12 protein-coding genes are annotated in these 14,520 nt (G+C 68.8%); 6 read left to right on the forward strand and 6 right to left on the reverse strand.

Features of this window, described 5'->3' with window-relative positions; translation table 11 throughout:
* Nucleotides 1-39: 39 nt before the first annotated feature.
* From ACFCQI_RS06860 to ACFCQI_RS06875, 4 genes are all read right to left on the reverse strand, one after another.
* Nucleotides 40-1,353: an ammonium transporter gene (locus ACFCQI_RS06860; RefSeq protein ID WP_395120699.1), complete on the reverse strand. Its 1,314-nt coding sequence runs from the start codon at nt 1,351-1,353 to the stop codon at nt 40-42.
* A 117-nt stretch (nt 1,354-1,470) separates the two neighbouring features.
* Nucleotides 1,471-1,809, reverse strand: coding sequence for a P-II family nitrogen regulator (locus tag ACFCQI_RS06865; RefSeq protein ID WP_395120700.1), 339 nt, complete (start codon nt 1,807-1,809; stop codon nt 1,471-1,473).
* 23 nt (nt 1,810-1,832) lie between these two features.
* Nucleotides 1,833-2,654, reverse strand: a complete 822-nt coding sequence (locus tag ACFCQI_RS06870; protein WP_395120701.1) for a TorF family putative porin — start codon at nt 2,652-2,654, stop codon at nt 1,833-1,835.
* A 213-nt stretch (nt 2,655-2,867) separates the two neighbouring features.
* Complete coding sequence (locus tag ACFCQI_RS06875; protein ID WP_395120702.1) at nt 2,868-3,761, reverse strand: pirin family protein; 894 nt, start codon at nt 3,759-3,761, stop codon at nt 2,868-2,870.
* A 131-nt stretch (nt 3,762-3,892) separates the two neighbouring features.
* Between ACFCQI_RS06875 and ACFCQI_RS06880 the strand changes: the two genes are divergently transcribed.
* Nucleotides 3,893-4,690, forward strand: coding sequence for an undecaprenyl-diphosphate phosphatase (locus tag ACFCQI_RS06880; protein WP_395120703.1), 798 nt, complete (start codon nt 3,893-3,895; stop codon nt 4,688-4,690).
* Between the two features lie 173 nt (nt 4,691-4,863).
* Here ACFCQI_RS06880 and ACFCQI_RS06885 read toward each other — a convergent pair whose 3' ends face one another.
* Nucleotides 4,864-5,847 (reverse strand): LysR family transcriptional regulator, encoded by a 984-nt coding sequence (locus ACFCQI_RS06885; RefSeq protein WP_395120704.1) that lies wholly within the window; start codon nt 5,845-5,847, stop codon nt 4,864-4,866.
* Nucleotides 5,848-5,991: 144 nt separating this feature from the next.
* On the opposite strand from ACFCQI_RS06885, the gene ACFCQI_RS06890 reads away from it, so the two are divergent.
* The 5 genes from ACFCQI_RS06890 (at nt 5,992) to ACFCQI_RS06910 (ending at nt 13,760) form a co-directional block, all read left to right on the forward strand.
* The gene (locus tag ACFCQI_RS06890) at nt 5,992-7,236 is read left to right on the forward strand and encodes an efflux RND transporter periplasmic adaptor subunit (protein WP_395120705.1); all 1,245 of its coding nucleotides are present in this window, start codon (nt 5,992-5,994) and stop codon (nt 7,234-7,236) included.
* Nucleotides 7,237-7,319: 83 nt separating this feature from the next.
* Entirely contained in the window at nt 7,320-10,511 is a 3,192-nt protein-coding gene (locus ACFCQI_RS06895) for an efflux RND transporter permease subunit (RefSeq protein WP_395120706.1), read from the forward strand.
* Complete coding sequence (locus ACFCQI_RS06900; protein ID WP_395120707.1) at nt 10,511-11,953, forward strand: efflux transporter outer membrane subunit; 1,443 nt, start codon at nt 10,511-10,513, stop codon at nt 11,951-11,953. Before ACFCQI_RS06895 ends, ACFCQI_RS06900 begins: the two co-directional genes overlap by 1 nt.
* Nucleotides 11,950-12,696 (forward strand): SDR family NAD(P)-dependent oxidoreductase, encoded by a 747-nt coding sequence (locus tag ACFCQI_RS06905; protein ID WP_395120708.1) that lies wholly within the window; start codon nt 11,950-11,952, stop codon nt 12,694-12,696. Before ACFCQI_RS06900 ends, ACFCQI_RS06905 begins: the two co-directional genes overlap by 4 nt.
* A gap of 29 nt (nt 12,697-12,725) precedes the next feature.
* The gene (locus ACFCQI_RS06910) at nt 12,726-13,760 is read left to right on the forward strand and encodes an NADP-dependent oxidoreductase (RefSeq protein ID WP_395120709.1); all 1,035 of its coding nucleotides are present in this window, start codon (nt 12,726-12,728) and stop codon (nt 13,758-13,760) included.
* 14 nt (nt 13,761-13,774) lie between these two features.
* Here the strand turns inward: ACFCQI_RS06910 and ACFCQI_RS06915 are convergent, their stop codons facing one another.
* Nucleotides 13,775-14,512 (reverse strand): nuclear transport factor 2 family protein, encoded by a 738-nt coding sequence (locus tag ACFCQI_RS06915; protein WP_395120710.1) that lies wholly within the window; start codon nt 14,510-14,512, stop codon nt 13,775-13,777.
* Nucleotides 14,513-14,520 lie beyond the last annotated feature (8 nt).

Consider the following 14,520-nt stretch of genomic DNA (forward strand, 5'->3'; position numbering starts at 1 on the left):
ACCAACCAGGGTCAATGCGTGAAGGCCCGGCCGGCCGACTCACCCATCGTAGGCGCTTTCCCCGTGCGAGGTAATGTCCAGCCCCTCGCGCTCCGCCTCGTGCGGCACGCGCAGGCCGAACACCAGCTTGACGAGCAGCAAGGCCAGCACGGAAACCACGCCGCTCCACAGCACGGTGATGCCCACGCCCAGCGCCTGCACGCCAAGCTGGCGGAGGATCGGGAAGCCCGCCGCGCCGGTGCCGCCCAGCGCCGGCGCGGTGAACACGCCGGTGAGCAGCGCGCCCACGATGCCGCCGATGCCGTGCACGCCGAACACGTCCAGCGCGTCGTCCGCGCGCAGCAGCTTCTTCAATCCGGTGACGCCCCACACGCAGCAAAGGCTGGCCAGCGCGCCGATCACGATCGCGCCCAGCGGACCCACCGTGCCGCAGGCCGGCGTGATGCCGACCAGCCCGGCCACCGCGCCGGAGGCGCCGCCGACCATCGACGCATGGCCGCGCAGGCTCGCCTCGACCGCCAGCCATGCCAGCACCGCCGCGGCCGCGGCCAGCAAGGTGTTGAGGAAGGCCAGCGCCGCGCCCGCGTTCGCCTCCAAGTTGGAGCCGGCGTTGAAGCCGAACCAGCCCACCCACAGCAGCGCCGCGCCGATCATGGTGAAGGTCACGTTGTGCGGCTTCATCGGTTCGCGGCCGAAACCCAGCCGCGGCCCGACGAACCACGCGCCGACCAGGCCGGCCACGCCGGCGTTGATGTGCACCACGGTGCCGCCGGCAAAGTCCAGCGCGCCCTTCGCGTACAAAAAACCGTCCGGCCCGGCCCACACCATGTGCGCGATCGGCAGGTAGGCGAAGCTGAACCACAGCGCGGCGAACAGCAGCACGGCGCGAAAGCGCATGCGCTCGGCCAGCGCGCCCACGATCAGCGCGCCGGTGATGCCGGCAAAAGTGGCCTGGAACGCCACGAACACGTACTCCGGCAGCGCCACGCCGGCGGTGAACGTGGCCGCCAGGCTGTCCTTCGTCACGCCGTGCAGGAACAGTTTGCCGAAGCCGCCGATCACCGCACCGCCGCCGAAGGCGAGGCTGTAGCCGTAGGCCACCCACAGCAACAGCAGCAGCGAGAACACCGTCAGCACCTGCATCAGCACCGACAGCACGTTCTTCGAACGCACCAGGCCGCCGTAGAACAGCGCCAGCCCCGGCACCGTCATCAGCAAGACCAACAATGTGGAGGTGAGCATCCACGCCACGTCGCCCTTGTCGACCGTCGGCACCGGTGTGGCGGCGTGCAGCAGCGGCGCGACCAGCAGCAGGGCCGCAACGAGGCCGCGACGGAACTTGAATGATTTCATCGAAAGCCTCGCGGGGTGGGGGTCAGGAGGATGGCGTTCGCCTGAAGGCCCTCGTCCCCGCGAAAGCGGGAATGACGAGAGCCGAAGATTCGGCACTCGAACCGGGTGATGGCCGGATCACAGCGCATCGGCATCGAGCTCGCCGGTGCGGATGCGGACTACCTGCTCGACGTCGGTGACGAAGACCTTGCCGTCGCCGACATTGCCGGTGCGCGCGGCGCGCTGGAGCTCGTCCAGCGCGGTGTCGAGCAGCGCGTCGGGCACCACTGCCTCGACCTTGAGCTTGGGCAGGAAATCGACCACGTACTCGGCGCCGCGATACAACTCGGTGTGGCCCTTCTGGCGGCCGAAGCCGCGCACTTCCGTCACGGTCATCCCGGACACGCCGGCACCTTCCAGCGCATCGCGGACCTCGTCGAGCTTGTGCGGACGGATGACACTGGTGATCAGTTTCATGGGTGGCTCCCGCGGGAATGTGTTCAGAACGACCGGGCCAGGCTCAGCACGGCCGTGGTGCGGCCCAGGTAGTGGCCGCGCGCATTGGTGTAGACGGAGCGGCGCGCATTGGTGTCGTAGTAGCCCAGCGCCAGCGACCAGTTGCCGGCGAAGCTGCGCGTCACGCCCAGCTTCCAGTCGCTGTACGACGCGCCGGGCACGTTCGCCACCTGCTGGTGGCCGACGTGCGTGTTGAGCTGCCAGCCCGGCGCCAGCGGCTGGTTCCAGGACAGATCCAGGTAGCCGCTGCGCTCACTGTCGGCATAGCCGAACAAAGGGGTGAGTGCGCAGGAGTACTTCAGCGACAGGTTCTTCCAGGCGACCGCGACGTAGATCTCGCTGGTGTTCGGCAACGTGGCGCCCGCGGGATAGCTGCCCGGATACTGATAGCGATACGCGCCCAGGTCGACGCTCCAGCCATCACCGAGACGGCCGCGCCAGCCGCCGTAGAGATCCAGCTCCACGCTGCTGGAAACCGGCGCGGCCGGAGTCGAGGTATCGGACAGCCAGCTGACGTTGCTGCCCCAGCCGCCGACGTACCAGCCGTCGGCGTGATCGAACTCGACGCCGGCCTGCACGGCTGGCTTGCGGTCGGTCTGCGAGATGCCGCGGAACAGGTAGTCGCTGACCACGCCGGCATTGCCGATCCACTGACTGGCCGGCGCGTCGCCCGCCCGCAGCGGTGCCGGGCCGGTGGCGGCGCAGCACGACACGGCCACTGCCGCAAACATCCCGCTTCGCCTCATGGACCCGCCCTCGAACCGGTGGTGCCGTGGCGATGGCCGTCCAGACGTCCAGACGTCCATGCACCCACGACATGACCGCGCGACCGCGCGGCCTCACCAGACCCTCAGCAAGCCCCATGCCATGCACGGAAACCGTTGCCGTGAGGGCATCGGCGTCGCTGCGGCGCCGCGGACGCCCCTGCGTTCGCACCAACCACGGCGGTCGAGACGACCGGCTTGCACTGTTCCGGTGCGTGCGGGGTCATGCCGGCAAGCGGTTCAACCCGATCCGCCTCAGGACATCGGCTTCGGCTGCGCTCCCAGCTTCGGCGGCAGCGGGATGAACTCGTCGTGGTCCAGGTCCGGCAGCTTCATCCGCCCGGCGGCCCAGTCGGCGCGGGCCTGGTCGAGCCGCTCCGGCGAGGAGGAGACGAAGTTCCAGTCGATGTAGCGCGGCCCCACCGGCTCGCCGCCCAGCGCCATCACCACCGCGTCGTCCAGCGCGGCGACGGTGACGGACTTGCCGGGCGCCAGCACGGCCATGCTGCCGACCTCCACACGCTGGCCATCCACCTCGACCTCGCCACTGGCGACATAGACCGCGCGCTCGGCGTACTCCGCCGACAGCGAGGTGCGCGAGCCCGCACGCAACGTCCAGTGCACGTAGAACTGCGGCGAATCCACCTTCACCGGCGACGCCACGCCCGCCAATCGCCCGGCAATCATCCGTCCGTTGACGCCGCCTTCGCCGAACACCGGCAACGCCTCGCTGGCGTAGTGCCAGAAGCCCGGTTCCATTTCCTCGCGTTCGACCGGCAGCGCCGCCCACAGCTGCACGCCATCGAGCGGCCCGCCCTCGCGGCGCAGGCGCTCGAAGCGCTCGGAGTGGGTGATGCCGCGGCCGGCGGTCATCCAGTTGACCTCGCCGGGGCGGATCGGCTGCTCCGAACCGAGGCTGTCGCGATGCGTGATCTCGCCGTGGAACAGATAGGTGATGGTCGACAGGCCGATGTGCGGGTGCGGGCGCACGTCCGCCTCGCGCGGCAGGCCCGGCGCCAGCTGCTTCGGGCCCATGCGGTCGAAAAAGATGTACGGCCCGACCATGCGGCGCTGGGCGAACGGCAGCACGCGGCCAACCTCGAAACTGCCGAGGTCGCGGCGGCGCTGGGGAATGACGAGCTCGATCATGGCGTACCTCCGGGTGGGCGGGCGGGTCGACGGATGGCCACTATCGCACCGCGGGCGCGCTTTCACCTCACTGTGCCGGCGCCGGGCCAACCCCGTAAGCTATGCCGCTGCCTACTGCATCGGACCTTCCCGTGATCGACCTGCTCCACGTCATCCTGCTCGGCATCATCGAAGGCATCACCGAATTCCTGCCCATCTCCTCGACCGGCCACCTGCTGATCGCCGAGAAGTTCGGGCTGGGCGCACGCTCGGACCTGTTCAACATCGGCATCCAGGCCGGCGCGATCCTGGCGGTCACGTTGATCTACTGGAAGCGCATCTGGCAGTTGCTGACGCAGTGGCGCGACCCGGCCAACCGCGACTACCTGCTGAAGCTGGTCGTGGCCTTCGCGATCACCGCCGTGCTCGGCTTCATCGCGGTGAAGCTCGGCTTCAAGCTGCCCGAGACGGTGACGCCGATCGCCTGGGCGCTGGTCATCGGCGGCTTCTGGATGATCGGCGCCGAGCTGCTGGCCGCGCGCCAGCCCGAGCGCAGCGAGGTGACCTGGCGGGTGGCGATCCTGGTCGGCATCGCGCAGATGATTGCCGGCATCTTCCCCGGCACCTCGCGCTCGGCGGCGACGATTTTCGCGGCGATGCTGTTCGGCACCAGCAACCGCGCGGCGGCCACCGAGTTCGCCTTCCTGGTCGGCATCCCCACCATGTACGCGGCCACCGGCTACGAGCTGCTGAAGGTGCTGCACGGCGGCAGCGCGGTGCACGAGGACTGGACCGCGCTGGCGGTGGGTTTCGTGGTCTCGGCGATCACCGCCTTCGTCGCGGTGAAGTGGCTGCTCGGCTACATCGTCGGCCACCGCTTCACGCCGTTCGCGATCTATCGCATCGCCTTCGGCGTGGCGCTGCTGTTGCTGGTGCCCGCGGGGGGCTGATCGTCCCGCCGATGCACGCTCCGTCGCCGCACGCCCTGCCCGATGCGCTGGAGCACGACGCGGCACTGCGCTAACCCGACGCGCTGCGCGAGGATTTCGAGGCCCGAATATCGCCAGCTTCGCGCGCGCGAGGCGATCCGCCCACGCTGTTCCGGCGACGGCGCCGGAGCCGCTCAGGCCACGAGCGACTCCAGCGGACGCGCACCGGCGCCCGCAACCACCGCGGCTTTCGGCGCAGACATGCCGGTGGCGCCATGTCCCGGCTGGTTGGTGCGGTCGAACAGCTCGCGCACCCACTCGATGAAGGCCTGCACGCGGGCGGACAGGTGCTTCTTCTGCGGATAGACGATCCACACCGGCTTGCCGGTCGAGGCGGTATCCGTCATCACCAGCTCCAGCATGCCCTTGTCCAGCATGCACGCGGCCAGCATGCGCGGCACCTGGGTGATGCCCAGGCCGGCGGCCACCGCCTGCAGCACCGATTCGCCGTCGTTGATCAGCATGTGCGCGTCGATGTCGACCTCCAGCGGGCCGCCGGGCGTGTCGAACTGCCACTGCCGCGGGCGGCCGTTCGGATACACGTAGTTGATGCAGCGGTGATGCTTCAGATCCTCGATGCTGCGCGGCGCGCCGTACTTGCGCAGGTACTCGGGCGAGGCGCACACGACGTTGCGCAGGTAGCCGATCTTGCGCGCGATCAGGCTGGAATCCTCCAGCTGGCCGACGCGGATCGCGCAATCCAGGCCCTCGCCGTTGAGGTCCGAGGCCGAGTCGCTCATCGACAGCTCCAGCCGGATGTCCGGGTAGCGCTGCTCGAACTCGGTCAGCCGGGGGATCACCGCGGCGCGCCCCACCGACAGCGAGATGCCCACGCGCAGCTTGCCGGTGGGTTTGCTGTTGGCGTAGTTGAGCGCCTCGGTGGCCTCGGCGAGATCGGCGAGGATCTCCTTGCAACGGGCATGGAACGCGGCCCCGTCGTCGGTCAGACGCAGCGACCGCGTGGAACGGAACAACAGCCGGGCACCGAGCTGGGTTTCCAGTCGCGTCACGGCCCGGCTGACGCCGGACGGGGTCATGCCCAACTGGCTGGCGGCGGCGGCGAAGCTCTTGGCCTCGACCACGCGGACGAAGGTCGAAATGGCGGAAAAGTCTTCCATTGTTTCAATTCCTCGTCGATTCGTGACTGCGGCGCACGAGTGTAGTGCGCAAGAAACGGATTTTCTATACCGGAAAGTACACCTATTCTCTCGACCCTTCGCCGGGTTCCCCCTCCCCGGCCAACAAGGTGTTGGGAGCGCAAGATGAAAAAACAATGGATGCTGGTCCCCCTGATCGCTGCCGGCGTGCTCGGCAGCTGGGTTCTCCTGCACGGCAACGACAGCCATGCGCAAAGCCCCGCCGGCGGGCCGCCGCCGGAAGTGACCGTGGCGCAAGCGCTGACCCGCAAGGTCAGCGACAGCGCCGAGTTCACCGGCCGGCTGGAAGCGGTCAACACGGTGCAGGTGCAGCCGCGGGTCGGCGGCTTCGTCGAATCGGTGCATTTCCAGGAAGGCGCGCTGGTGCACAAGGGCGACGTGCTGTTCCAGCTCGACGCCCGCCCGTACCAGGCCGAAGTCGACCGGCTGGTCGCCAACCAGGCGCAGGCCAGGGCCGAGCTGAGCCTGGCCGAGACCAACCAGCGCCGCGCCGAGATGCTGCTGGCCCAGCACGCGATCGCGCAGCAGGAAGCCGACCGCCAGGCCACCACCGCGCAGAGCGCGCGGGCGCAGCTCGGTGCCGCCACCGCCGCGCTGGCCGCGGCACGGCTGAACCTGGACTTCACCCAGGTGCGCTCGCCGATCGACGGCCGCGTCAGCAACGCCCGCGTCACCCCCGGCAACCTGGTCACCAGCAACGACGTGCTGACCAGCGTGGTCTCGGTCAACCCGGTCTATGTCTATTTCGACGTGGACGAGCAGACCTGGCTCAAGCTCGACCACCTGCGCGCCGACGCGAAGCAGGCCGGCCGCAACGCGCGGATCGAGGCCGCGATGGGCCTGGCCGACGAGACGGGCTACCCGCATGAAGGCCGCCTCGACTTCGTCGACAACCAGTTGCACACCGGCTCCGGCACGATGCGCCTGCGCGCGGTGTTCGACAACGCCGACGGCCTGTACACGCCCGGCCTGTACGCCCGCGTGCAGCTGCAGAGCGGTCAGGCCCGCCCGCGCGTGCTGGTCGACGACCGCGCGATCGGCACCGACCTCGGCAATCAGTTCGTCTACGTGGTCGACAAGGAGCACAAGGTGCAATACCGCAAGGTCGACACCGGTGCCTTGTTCCACGGCCTGCGCGTGATCGACAGCGGCCTGGCGCCGACCGACCTGGTGGTGGTGAACGGCCTGCAGCGCGTGCGCCCCGGGGTCGAGGTGAATCCGCAGAAGGTGGCCATGAGCTACCGGCTGGATGCGACCGACAAGGCGCTGGTCGAGCGCGGCGATGCACCGAACACCGATTCGCGCACCGCGCAGGCCAACACGGCGAGCCCAAAGACCCCGCAAGGCTGACCACACTCTCCCTCTCCCTGCCGTGCAGGGGGAGGAGCAAAGAAGACCGAGGCCGCGCAGCGGCTTCGTCGAGGATCTTTTGCATGAAAAACATCGCCCAGTTCTTCGTCGACCGGCCAATCATGGCCGCCGTGCTGTCGCTGCTGTTCGTGATCACCGGCTCCATCGCGGTGTTCCAGCTGCCGATCAGCGAATACCCGGAAGTGGTGCCGCCCACCGTGGTGGTGCACGCCAGCTATCCCGGTGCCAACCCGAAAGTGATCGCGCAAACCGTCGCCACGCCGCTGGAGGAACAGATCAACGGCGCCGAAGGCATGCTGTACACCTCCTCGCAGGCCACCAGTGATGGCAGCCTGACGCTGACCGTGACGTTCGCGCTGGGCACCGATCTCAACAACGCCCAGGTCGACGTGCAAAACCGCGTGGCGCAGGCCCTGCCGAAACTGCCGGAGGAAGTGCAGCGGCTCGGCGTGACCACGCAGAAGAGCTCGCCCGACCTGACCATGGTCGTGCATCTCACCTCGCCCGATCAGCGCTACGACATGTTGTATCTGTCGAACTACGCGCGATTGCACGTGAAGGATGTGCTGGGCCGGCTCGACGGCATCGGCGACGTGCAGATCTTCGGTGCCGGCGAGTACTCGATGCGCGTGTGGCTGGACCCGCAGAAGCTGGCGCAGCGCTCGCTCACCACCGGCGACGTGATCAACGCGATCCGCGAGCAGAACGTGCAGGTCGCCGCCGGCGCGCTGAATGCGCCGCCCGGCCCAAGCAACAATGCGTTCCAGCTCAACATCAATACCCGCGGCCGGCTGGTCAGCGAGGACGACTTCCGCAACATCATCGTGCGCACCGACGCGAACGGCGGCGTGACGCATCTGAGTGATGTCGCCAAGGTCGACCTCGGCTCGAACAACTACGCGCTGCGCAGCCTGCTCGACAACAAGCCGGCGGTGGCGCTGCCGATCTTCGCGCGGCCGGGTTCCAACGCGATCCAGATCTCCGACGAAGTACGCGCCACGATGGCGCAGCTGAAGCAGGATTTCCCGCAAGGCGTCGACTATTCGATCGTGTACGACCCGACCGTGTTCGTGCGCGGCTCGATCGAGGCGGTGGCGCACACGCTGCTGGAAGCGATCCTGCTGGTGGTGCTGGTGGTGATCCTGTTCCTGCAGACCTGGCGCGCCTCGATCATCCCGCTGGTGGCGGTGCCGGTATCGCTGATCGGCACCTTCGCGGTGATGCACCTGGCCGGCTTCTCGCTCAATGCCTTGAGCCTGTTCGGACTGGTGCTGGCGATCGGCATCGTGGTCGATGACGCGATCGTGGTGGTGGAGAACGTCGAGCGGCATATCGAACTGGGCGAGTCGCCACGCAACGCGACACGCAAGGCGATGCACGAAGTCACCGGCCCGATCGTGGCGACCGCGCTGGTGCTGTGCGCGGTGTTCATCCCGACCGCCTTCGTCAGCGGCCTCACCGGCCAGTTCTATCGCCAGTTCGCGCTGACCATCGCGATCTCCACGGTGATCTCCGCGTTCAATTCGCTGACCCTGAGCCCGGCGCTGGCCGCCGTGCTGCTGAAGCCGCATGACGCGCCGAAGGACCGCCTCACCCGCGGCATCGACCGTGCGTTCGGCTGGCTGTTCCGTCCGTTCAACCGGATGTTCCATCGCGGTTCGGAGCGCTACGTGGGCGGCGTCAAGCGCATCGTCGGCAAGGGCAAGCTGGCGCTGGTGATCTATGCCGGCCTGATCGCGCTGACCTGGTTCGGCTTCTCGCACGTGCCGACCGGTTTCGTGCCGGGCCAGGACAAGCAGTACCTGGTGGCGTTCGCCCAGCTGCCCGACGCGGCGTCACTCGATCGTTCGGACGACGTCATCCGGCGCATGAGCGCAATCGCGCTGAAACAGCCGGGCGTGGAACACGCGGTGGCCTTCCCCGGCCTGTCGATCAACGGTTTCACCAACTCGACCAATTCCGGCATCGTGTTCGTCACGCTGAAGCCGTTCGAGGATCGGCGCAGCGCGGATCTTTCCGCCGGTGCGATCGCCGGTGCACTGAACCAGAAGTTCGGCGCGATCCAGGACGCCTACATCGCCGTGTTCCCGCCGCCGCCGGTCATGGGGTTGGGCACGATCGGCGGGTTCCGCATGCAGATCGAGGATCGCAGCGATCGCGGTTTCGACGAGCTGTACAAGCAGACCCAGAACCTGATCGCCGCCAGCCGCAAAGACCCTGCACTGGCTGGGCTGTTCTCCAGCTTCCAGGTCAGCGTGCCGCAGGTGGATGCCGACGTGAACCGCGAGAAGGCCAAGGCCGAGGGCGTGAACCTGGGCGACGTCTACCAGACCATGCAGGCGTACATGGGCTCGCTCTACGTTAACGACTTCAACCGCTTCGGCCGCACCTACCAGGTGAACGTGTCGGCCGACCCGGCGTTCCGCCACACGCCCGAGGACATCCTGCAGCTGAAGACGCGCAACGCGCAGGGCCAGATGGTGCCGCTGGGCTCGTTCGTCACCGTGCAGCACGGTGCCGGCCCGGACCGCGTGCAGCACTACAACGGCTATCCGACCGCCGAGATCAATGGCGGCCCGGCGCCCGGCTTCAGTTCCGGCCAGGCGCAGGCGGCCATGGAAAAGCTGGCCAAGGACAACCTGCCCAATGGCATGAGCTTCGAGTGGACCGAGCTGACCTACCAGCAGATCCTCGCCGGCAATACCGCGATCCTGGTGTTCCCGCTGTGCGTGCTGCTGGTGTTCCTGGTGCTGTCGTCGCTGTACGAGAGCTGGTCGCTGCCGCTGGCGGTGATCCTGATCGTGCCGATGGTGCTGTTGTCCGCGATCGCCGGCGTGTGGCTGTCCGGTGGCGACAACAACATCTTCACCCAGATCGGATTGATCGTCTTGGTCGGACTGGCGTGCAAGAACGCGATCCTGATCGTGGAGTTCGCCCGCGAACGCCAGCATGAAGGCATGGCGCGTCACGAGGCGGTGCTGGAAGCGGCGAAGCTGCGCCTGCGGCCGATCCTGATGACGTCGTTCGCCTTCATCATGGGCGTGGTACCGCTGGTCACCTCGCACGGCGCCGGTGCCGAGATGCGCCATGCGATGGGCGTGGCGGTGTTCTCCGGCATGCTCGGCGTGACCATCTTCGGGCTGATCTACACACCGCTGTTCTACGTATTGATTCGCGCCCTGGTCGAGCGCCGCGAGGCGCGCGCGGCCGAACGCGCCGCCGCGCATGTGCTGCCCGCGCTGGAGAACCACTGATGAAAACGATGCTCAAGGTGGCCGCGCTCGCCGCGGCCCTGGCCCTCGCCGGCTGTGCCAGCGTGGGACCGAACTATCACGCCGCGAAGATCGACGCGCCGCAATTGCAGGGCCTCGACGCTGCGCAGGAGAACAACGCGCAGTTCCAGGCTGCATGGTGGAAGCAGTTCAACGACCCGACGCTGGATGCGTTGATCCAGCGCGCCGCGGCGAACAACCTCGACCTTCGCATCGCGGTGGCGCGGCTGCATGAATCGCGTGCACTGCTCAGCGGCAGCAAGGCCGCCCGGTTGCCGACGATCGACACGGACGTGAACTACACCCGCAGCCGCGGCCAGCAGCCGGGCTTCAGCGACCAGCGCCGCACCACGACGACCTACCAGGCCGGCTTCGATGCGTCGTGGGAGCTGGACCTGTTCGGCGGCATACGCCGTTCGGTGGAGGCGGCCGGTGCCGACCTCGGCGCCAGCGAGGCCGCGCTGCACGACGCGCAGGTCAGCCTGCTGGCCGAGGTCGCGCGCAATTATTTCGAGTTGCGCGGCAGCCAGTCGCGGCTCGACATCGCCCAGCGCGACATCGAGAACCAGCGACAGACCCTGCACCTGACCGAGGTGCGCCAGCAGCTCGGTGCCGGCTCCGAACAGGATGTGGCCAGCGCGAAAGCGCGCCTCAGCGCCGTGCAGGCGCAGTTGCCGGTGCTGCAGACCGCGGTGAGCGCGAGTGAATTCCGCCTCGCGGTGCTGCTGGGCGAGCGACCGGGCGAGCTCGACATCGACGTATCGCCGAAGAGCTTCACGCCGATTGCAGCGACCTTGCCGATCGGCGACGCCGGCGACGTGCTCGCACGCCGTCCGGACGTCCAGATGGCCGAACGCGAATACGCCGCCGCCAATGCGCGCATCGGCGTGGCCAAGGCCGACTTCTTCCCGCACATCTCGCTGGGCGGCTTCCTCGGCTTCCTGTCCGGACGCAGCAACGACTTCGGCAGCCCGTCGACGCGCGCGTGGACGCTGGCGCCCAGCATCAGCTGGCCCGGCCTCAACGTGCAGCGCGTGCGCGCGAACCTGCATGCCAGCGAGGCACGCACCGACGCGGCGCAGGCGAACTACCAGCGCACCGTGCTGGAGGCGATCGAGGACATCGACAACGCGGTCACCGGCTTCAACCAGCAACGCATCCGCGTGAACCACCTGATCGAGCAGGGCACGCAGAGCAAGCGCGCCGCCGACCTCGCCCGCGTGCGCTACCAGGAAGGCGCCACCGGCTTCCTCGAACTGCTCGATGCCGAACGCACCCAGCTCGCCGCCGAGGACGACCTGGCCCAGGCCGAGGCGGCGATCAACACCCGCGCCGTCGCGCTGTACAAGGCGCTCGGCGGCGGCTGGCAGGCCTGCGGCGACGAGCGCTGCAGCGCGGTGGCACAGCGGGGCGCCGCCCCATGAGCCGGCCGGCCCGTCGCGTGCCGGCGGCAACGCCGGCGATCACGCCGACCTATCGCGTGGCGCTGGTCAGCGGCGCCAACCGCGGCCTCGGCTTCGAGGCGGCGCGCCAGCTCAGCGAGCACGGCATGACCGTGCTGCTGGGCTCGCGCGATCCCGACAAGGGCCTGCACGCGGCGCGCCAGCTCGCCGGCGCGTCCAGCGAGGTGATCGCGGTACAGCTCGACGTCACGCAGCAGGAGCAGGTCGACACGCTGGCGCGCTGGATCGAGATCACCTACGGCCGGCTCGACGTGCTGGTCAACAACGCCGGCGGCTACTACGACCACGACGGGCTGGCCAGCGACGGCGACCTCACACTTGCATGGGGCGCGATGCAGACCCACCTGTTCGGCAGCTGGCGGCTGACCAGCGCGATGCTGCCGCTGATGCGCCGGCACGGCTACGGCCGCATCGTCAACGTGTCCAGCGGCTGCGGTGCCAGCGGTTCGAGCAGCAACCACTGCGTGGCCTATCGCACCTCCAAGTCCGCGCTCAACACTTATACGCGTACGCTGGCGGCGGAGCTGGAGGGCAGCGGCATCGCGGTCAACGCGGTGTGCCCAGGCTGGGTCGCCACTGAACTCGGTGGCCCCGGCGGCCGGCCGGTGAGCCTGGGCGCCGCCGGCATCGTGTGGGCCGCCAGCCTGCCGACGCCGGCGCCCACCGGTCGCTTCTTCCGCGATGGCGAACAAATCGCCTGGTGATCGTCCCTTTCCACCCTGGAGCTTTTCGCATGCCGCAAGACGCTTCGACCAATCGCCGCATCCTGCTCGCCTCCCGCCCGCACGGGTTGCCGACCGCGCAGGATTTCCGCCTCGACCATGCACCGCTCCCGGCGCCCGGCGACGGCGAGGTGTTGCTGCGCACGCTGTATCTCTCGCTCGATCCGTACATGCGCAACCTGATGGACGAGGCCGGCACCGAGTACGCGCCCGGGCTGGAACTGGGCCAGCCGATGATGGGCGGCACGGTGAGCCGCGTGGTCAGCTCGCGGCATGCCGGCTTCCACCCCGGCGAGCTGGTACTGGCCAGCGCCGGCTGGCAGGACTACGCCGTGGCCGCGGGCGACACGCTGACGGCGCTGGGCGACCTGGCGCAGCCTTCGCTCGCACTGGGCGGCCTGGGCATGACCGGTTTCACCGCCTATATCGGCCTGCTCGACATCGGCCAACCGCGGCCGGGCGAGACCGTGGTGGTGGCCGCCGCGACCGGCGCGGTCGGTGCGGTGGTGGGACAGATCGCCCGGCTCAAGGGCGCACGGGTGGTCGGCATCGCCGGCGGCCCCGCCAAGTGCCGCCACGCGGTGGAGGAGCTGGGCTTCGACGCCTGCCTCGACCACCGCGCGCCGGATCTCGCCGGGCGCCTCGCCGCGGCCTGCCCGGACGGCATCGACGTGTACTTCGAGAACGTGGGCGGCGCGGTGTTCGACGCCGTGCTGCCGTTGCTCAACCACCATGCGCGGGTGCCGGTGTGCGGCATGATCGCGCACTACAACGACGCCGCGCCGCCGGCAGGGCCGGATCGTCGCCCGCAGCTGGTGGCCAGCGTGCTGCAGAAGCGCATCCGCATGCAGGGCTTCGTCATCCTCGACCACTACGCCGATCGCTTCGCCGCTTTCCGCAGCGACATGCAGGCCTGGCTCGACGCGGGCCGGATCAAGCTGCGCGAGGATCGCGTCGAGGGCCTGGAAAACGCGCCGGCCGCCTTCATCGGCCTGCTCGAAGGGCGCAACTTCGGCAAGCTGGTGGTGCGCGTGGCCGACGATTGACGTTCCGCTGCGTCTCAGCGGCTGCCTACCGCGCTGTGCTGCGAGTACAGCGCATGCCAGCGGCCGCCCTGGTAGACGAAGATGTCAGAGGAGCGCACGCCGTTCTGCGGCCCCAGCTGCGGGTCGTAGAAGGTGATGATCGCGGTGTCGCCGCGGATCACCACCGATTTCCCCAGCGGGTTCGCCTTCAGCCACGCCTCCACCTTGCGCCGCTCGGCGTCGTTGCCGCGGTTCTTCGCCGCGTGCGCGATGATCGCGGCCTTCGGATGCACCGTGCCGTCGGCGCCGACCGAGCGGTATTCGGGCAGCAGCATGGCATCGAGCCAGGCGCTGTCGCCGGCGAGTTCGGCATCCATCCAGTGCTGATCGACGGCCACCACGGCGGCCTCGGTCTTGCCCGCCTCCTCCAGGCCGGCGGCGCGGGTGACAGTCGCCGCCGTCGTCCATTGCACACCCAGCGCCAGCAAGGCGACGTACGCCATGCCCATGGGAAATCGGTGTTGCTTGCGCATGCTGCCGTCCTCGTGTGCGGCCGGATTGCCGCCGAGCCAGCGTGCCGCGGCCGCGTGCGCCGCTGCATCGACCGGGTGACGGGCGTGCACTGCGCGGTGACGAGCGGCGACATGACGCACTCCAGCGGGTGGTGCGCCGTCCGCATCGGGCAAAACGCCGCTGGCCACCATCGCGGCGCCGCTCGTCACCGCGGCGGCGACGCACGAGACGGGTCGTGCCAGCGTGATCCGATCGGCCACCGGAGAAA

It is taken from the genome of Rhodanobacter sp. FW102-FHT14D06, assembly GCF_043950705.1.
GTDB lineage: Bacteria > Pseudomonadota > Gammaproteobacteria > Xanthomonadales > Rhodanobacteraceae > Rhodanobacter.

What these genes read in the sequence shown, in the direction of transcription:
- ACFCQI_RS06860 (WP_395120699.1), bottom strand. Translation starts at nt 1,353, where the DNA reads ATGAAATCATTCAAGTTCCGTCGCGGCCTCGTTGCGGCCCTGCTGCTG.
- ACFCQI_RS06865 (WP_395120700.1), bottom strand. Translation starts at nt 1,809, where the DNA reads ATGAAACTGATCACCAGTGTCATCCGTCCGCACAAGCTCGACGAGGTC.
- ACFCQI_RS06870 (WP_395120701.1), bottom strand. Translation starts at nt 2,654, where the DNA reads ATGGACGTCTGGACGTCTGGACGGCCATCGCCACGGCACCACCGGTTC.
- ACFCQI_RS06875 (WP_395120702.1), bottom strand. Translation starts at nt 3,761, where the DNA reads ATGATCGAGCTCGTCATTCCCCAGCGCCGCCGCGACCTCGGCAGTTTC.
- ACFCQI_RS06885 (WP_395120704.1), bottom strand. Translation starts at nt 5,847, where the DNA reads ATGGAAGACTTTTCCGCCATTTCGACCTTCGTCCGCGTGGTCGAGGCC.
- ACFCQI_RS06890 (WP_395120705.1), top strand. Translation starts at nt 5,992, where the DNA reads ATGAAAAAACAATGGATGCTGGTCCCCCTGATCGCTGCCGGCGTGCTC.
- ACFCQI_RS06895 (WP_395120706.1), top strand. Translation starts at nt 7,320, where the DNA reads ATGAAAAACATCGCCCAGTTCTTCGTCGACCGGCCAATCATGGCCGCC.
- ACFCQI_RS06900 (WP_395120707.1), top strand. Translation starts at nt 10,511, where the DNA reads ATGAAAACGATGCTCAAGGTGGCCGCGCTCGCCGCGGCCCTGGCCCTC.
- ACFCQI_RS06905 (WP_395120708.1), top strand. Translation starts at nt 11,950, where the DNA reads ATGAGCCGGCCGGCCCGTCGCGTGCCGGCGGCAACGCCGGCGATCACG.
- ACFCQI_RS06910 (WP_395120709.1), top strand. Translation starts at nt 12,726, where the DNA reads ATGCCGCAAGACGCTTCGACCAATCGCCGCATCCTGCTCGCCTCCCGC.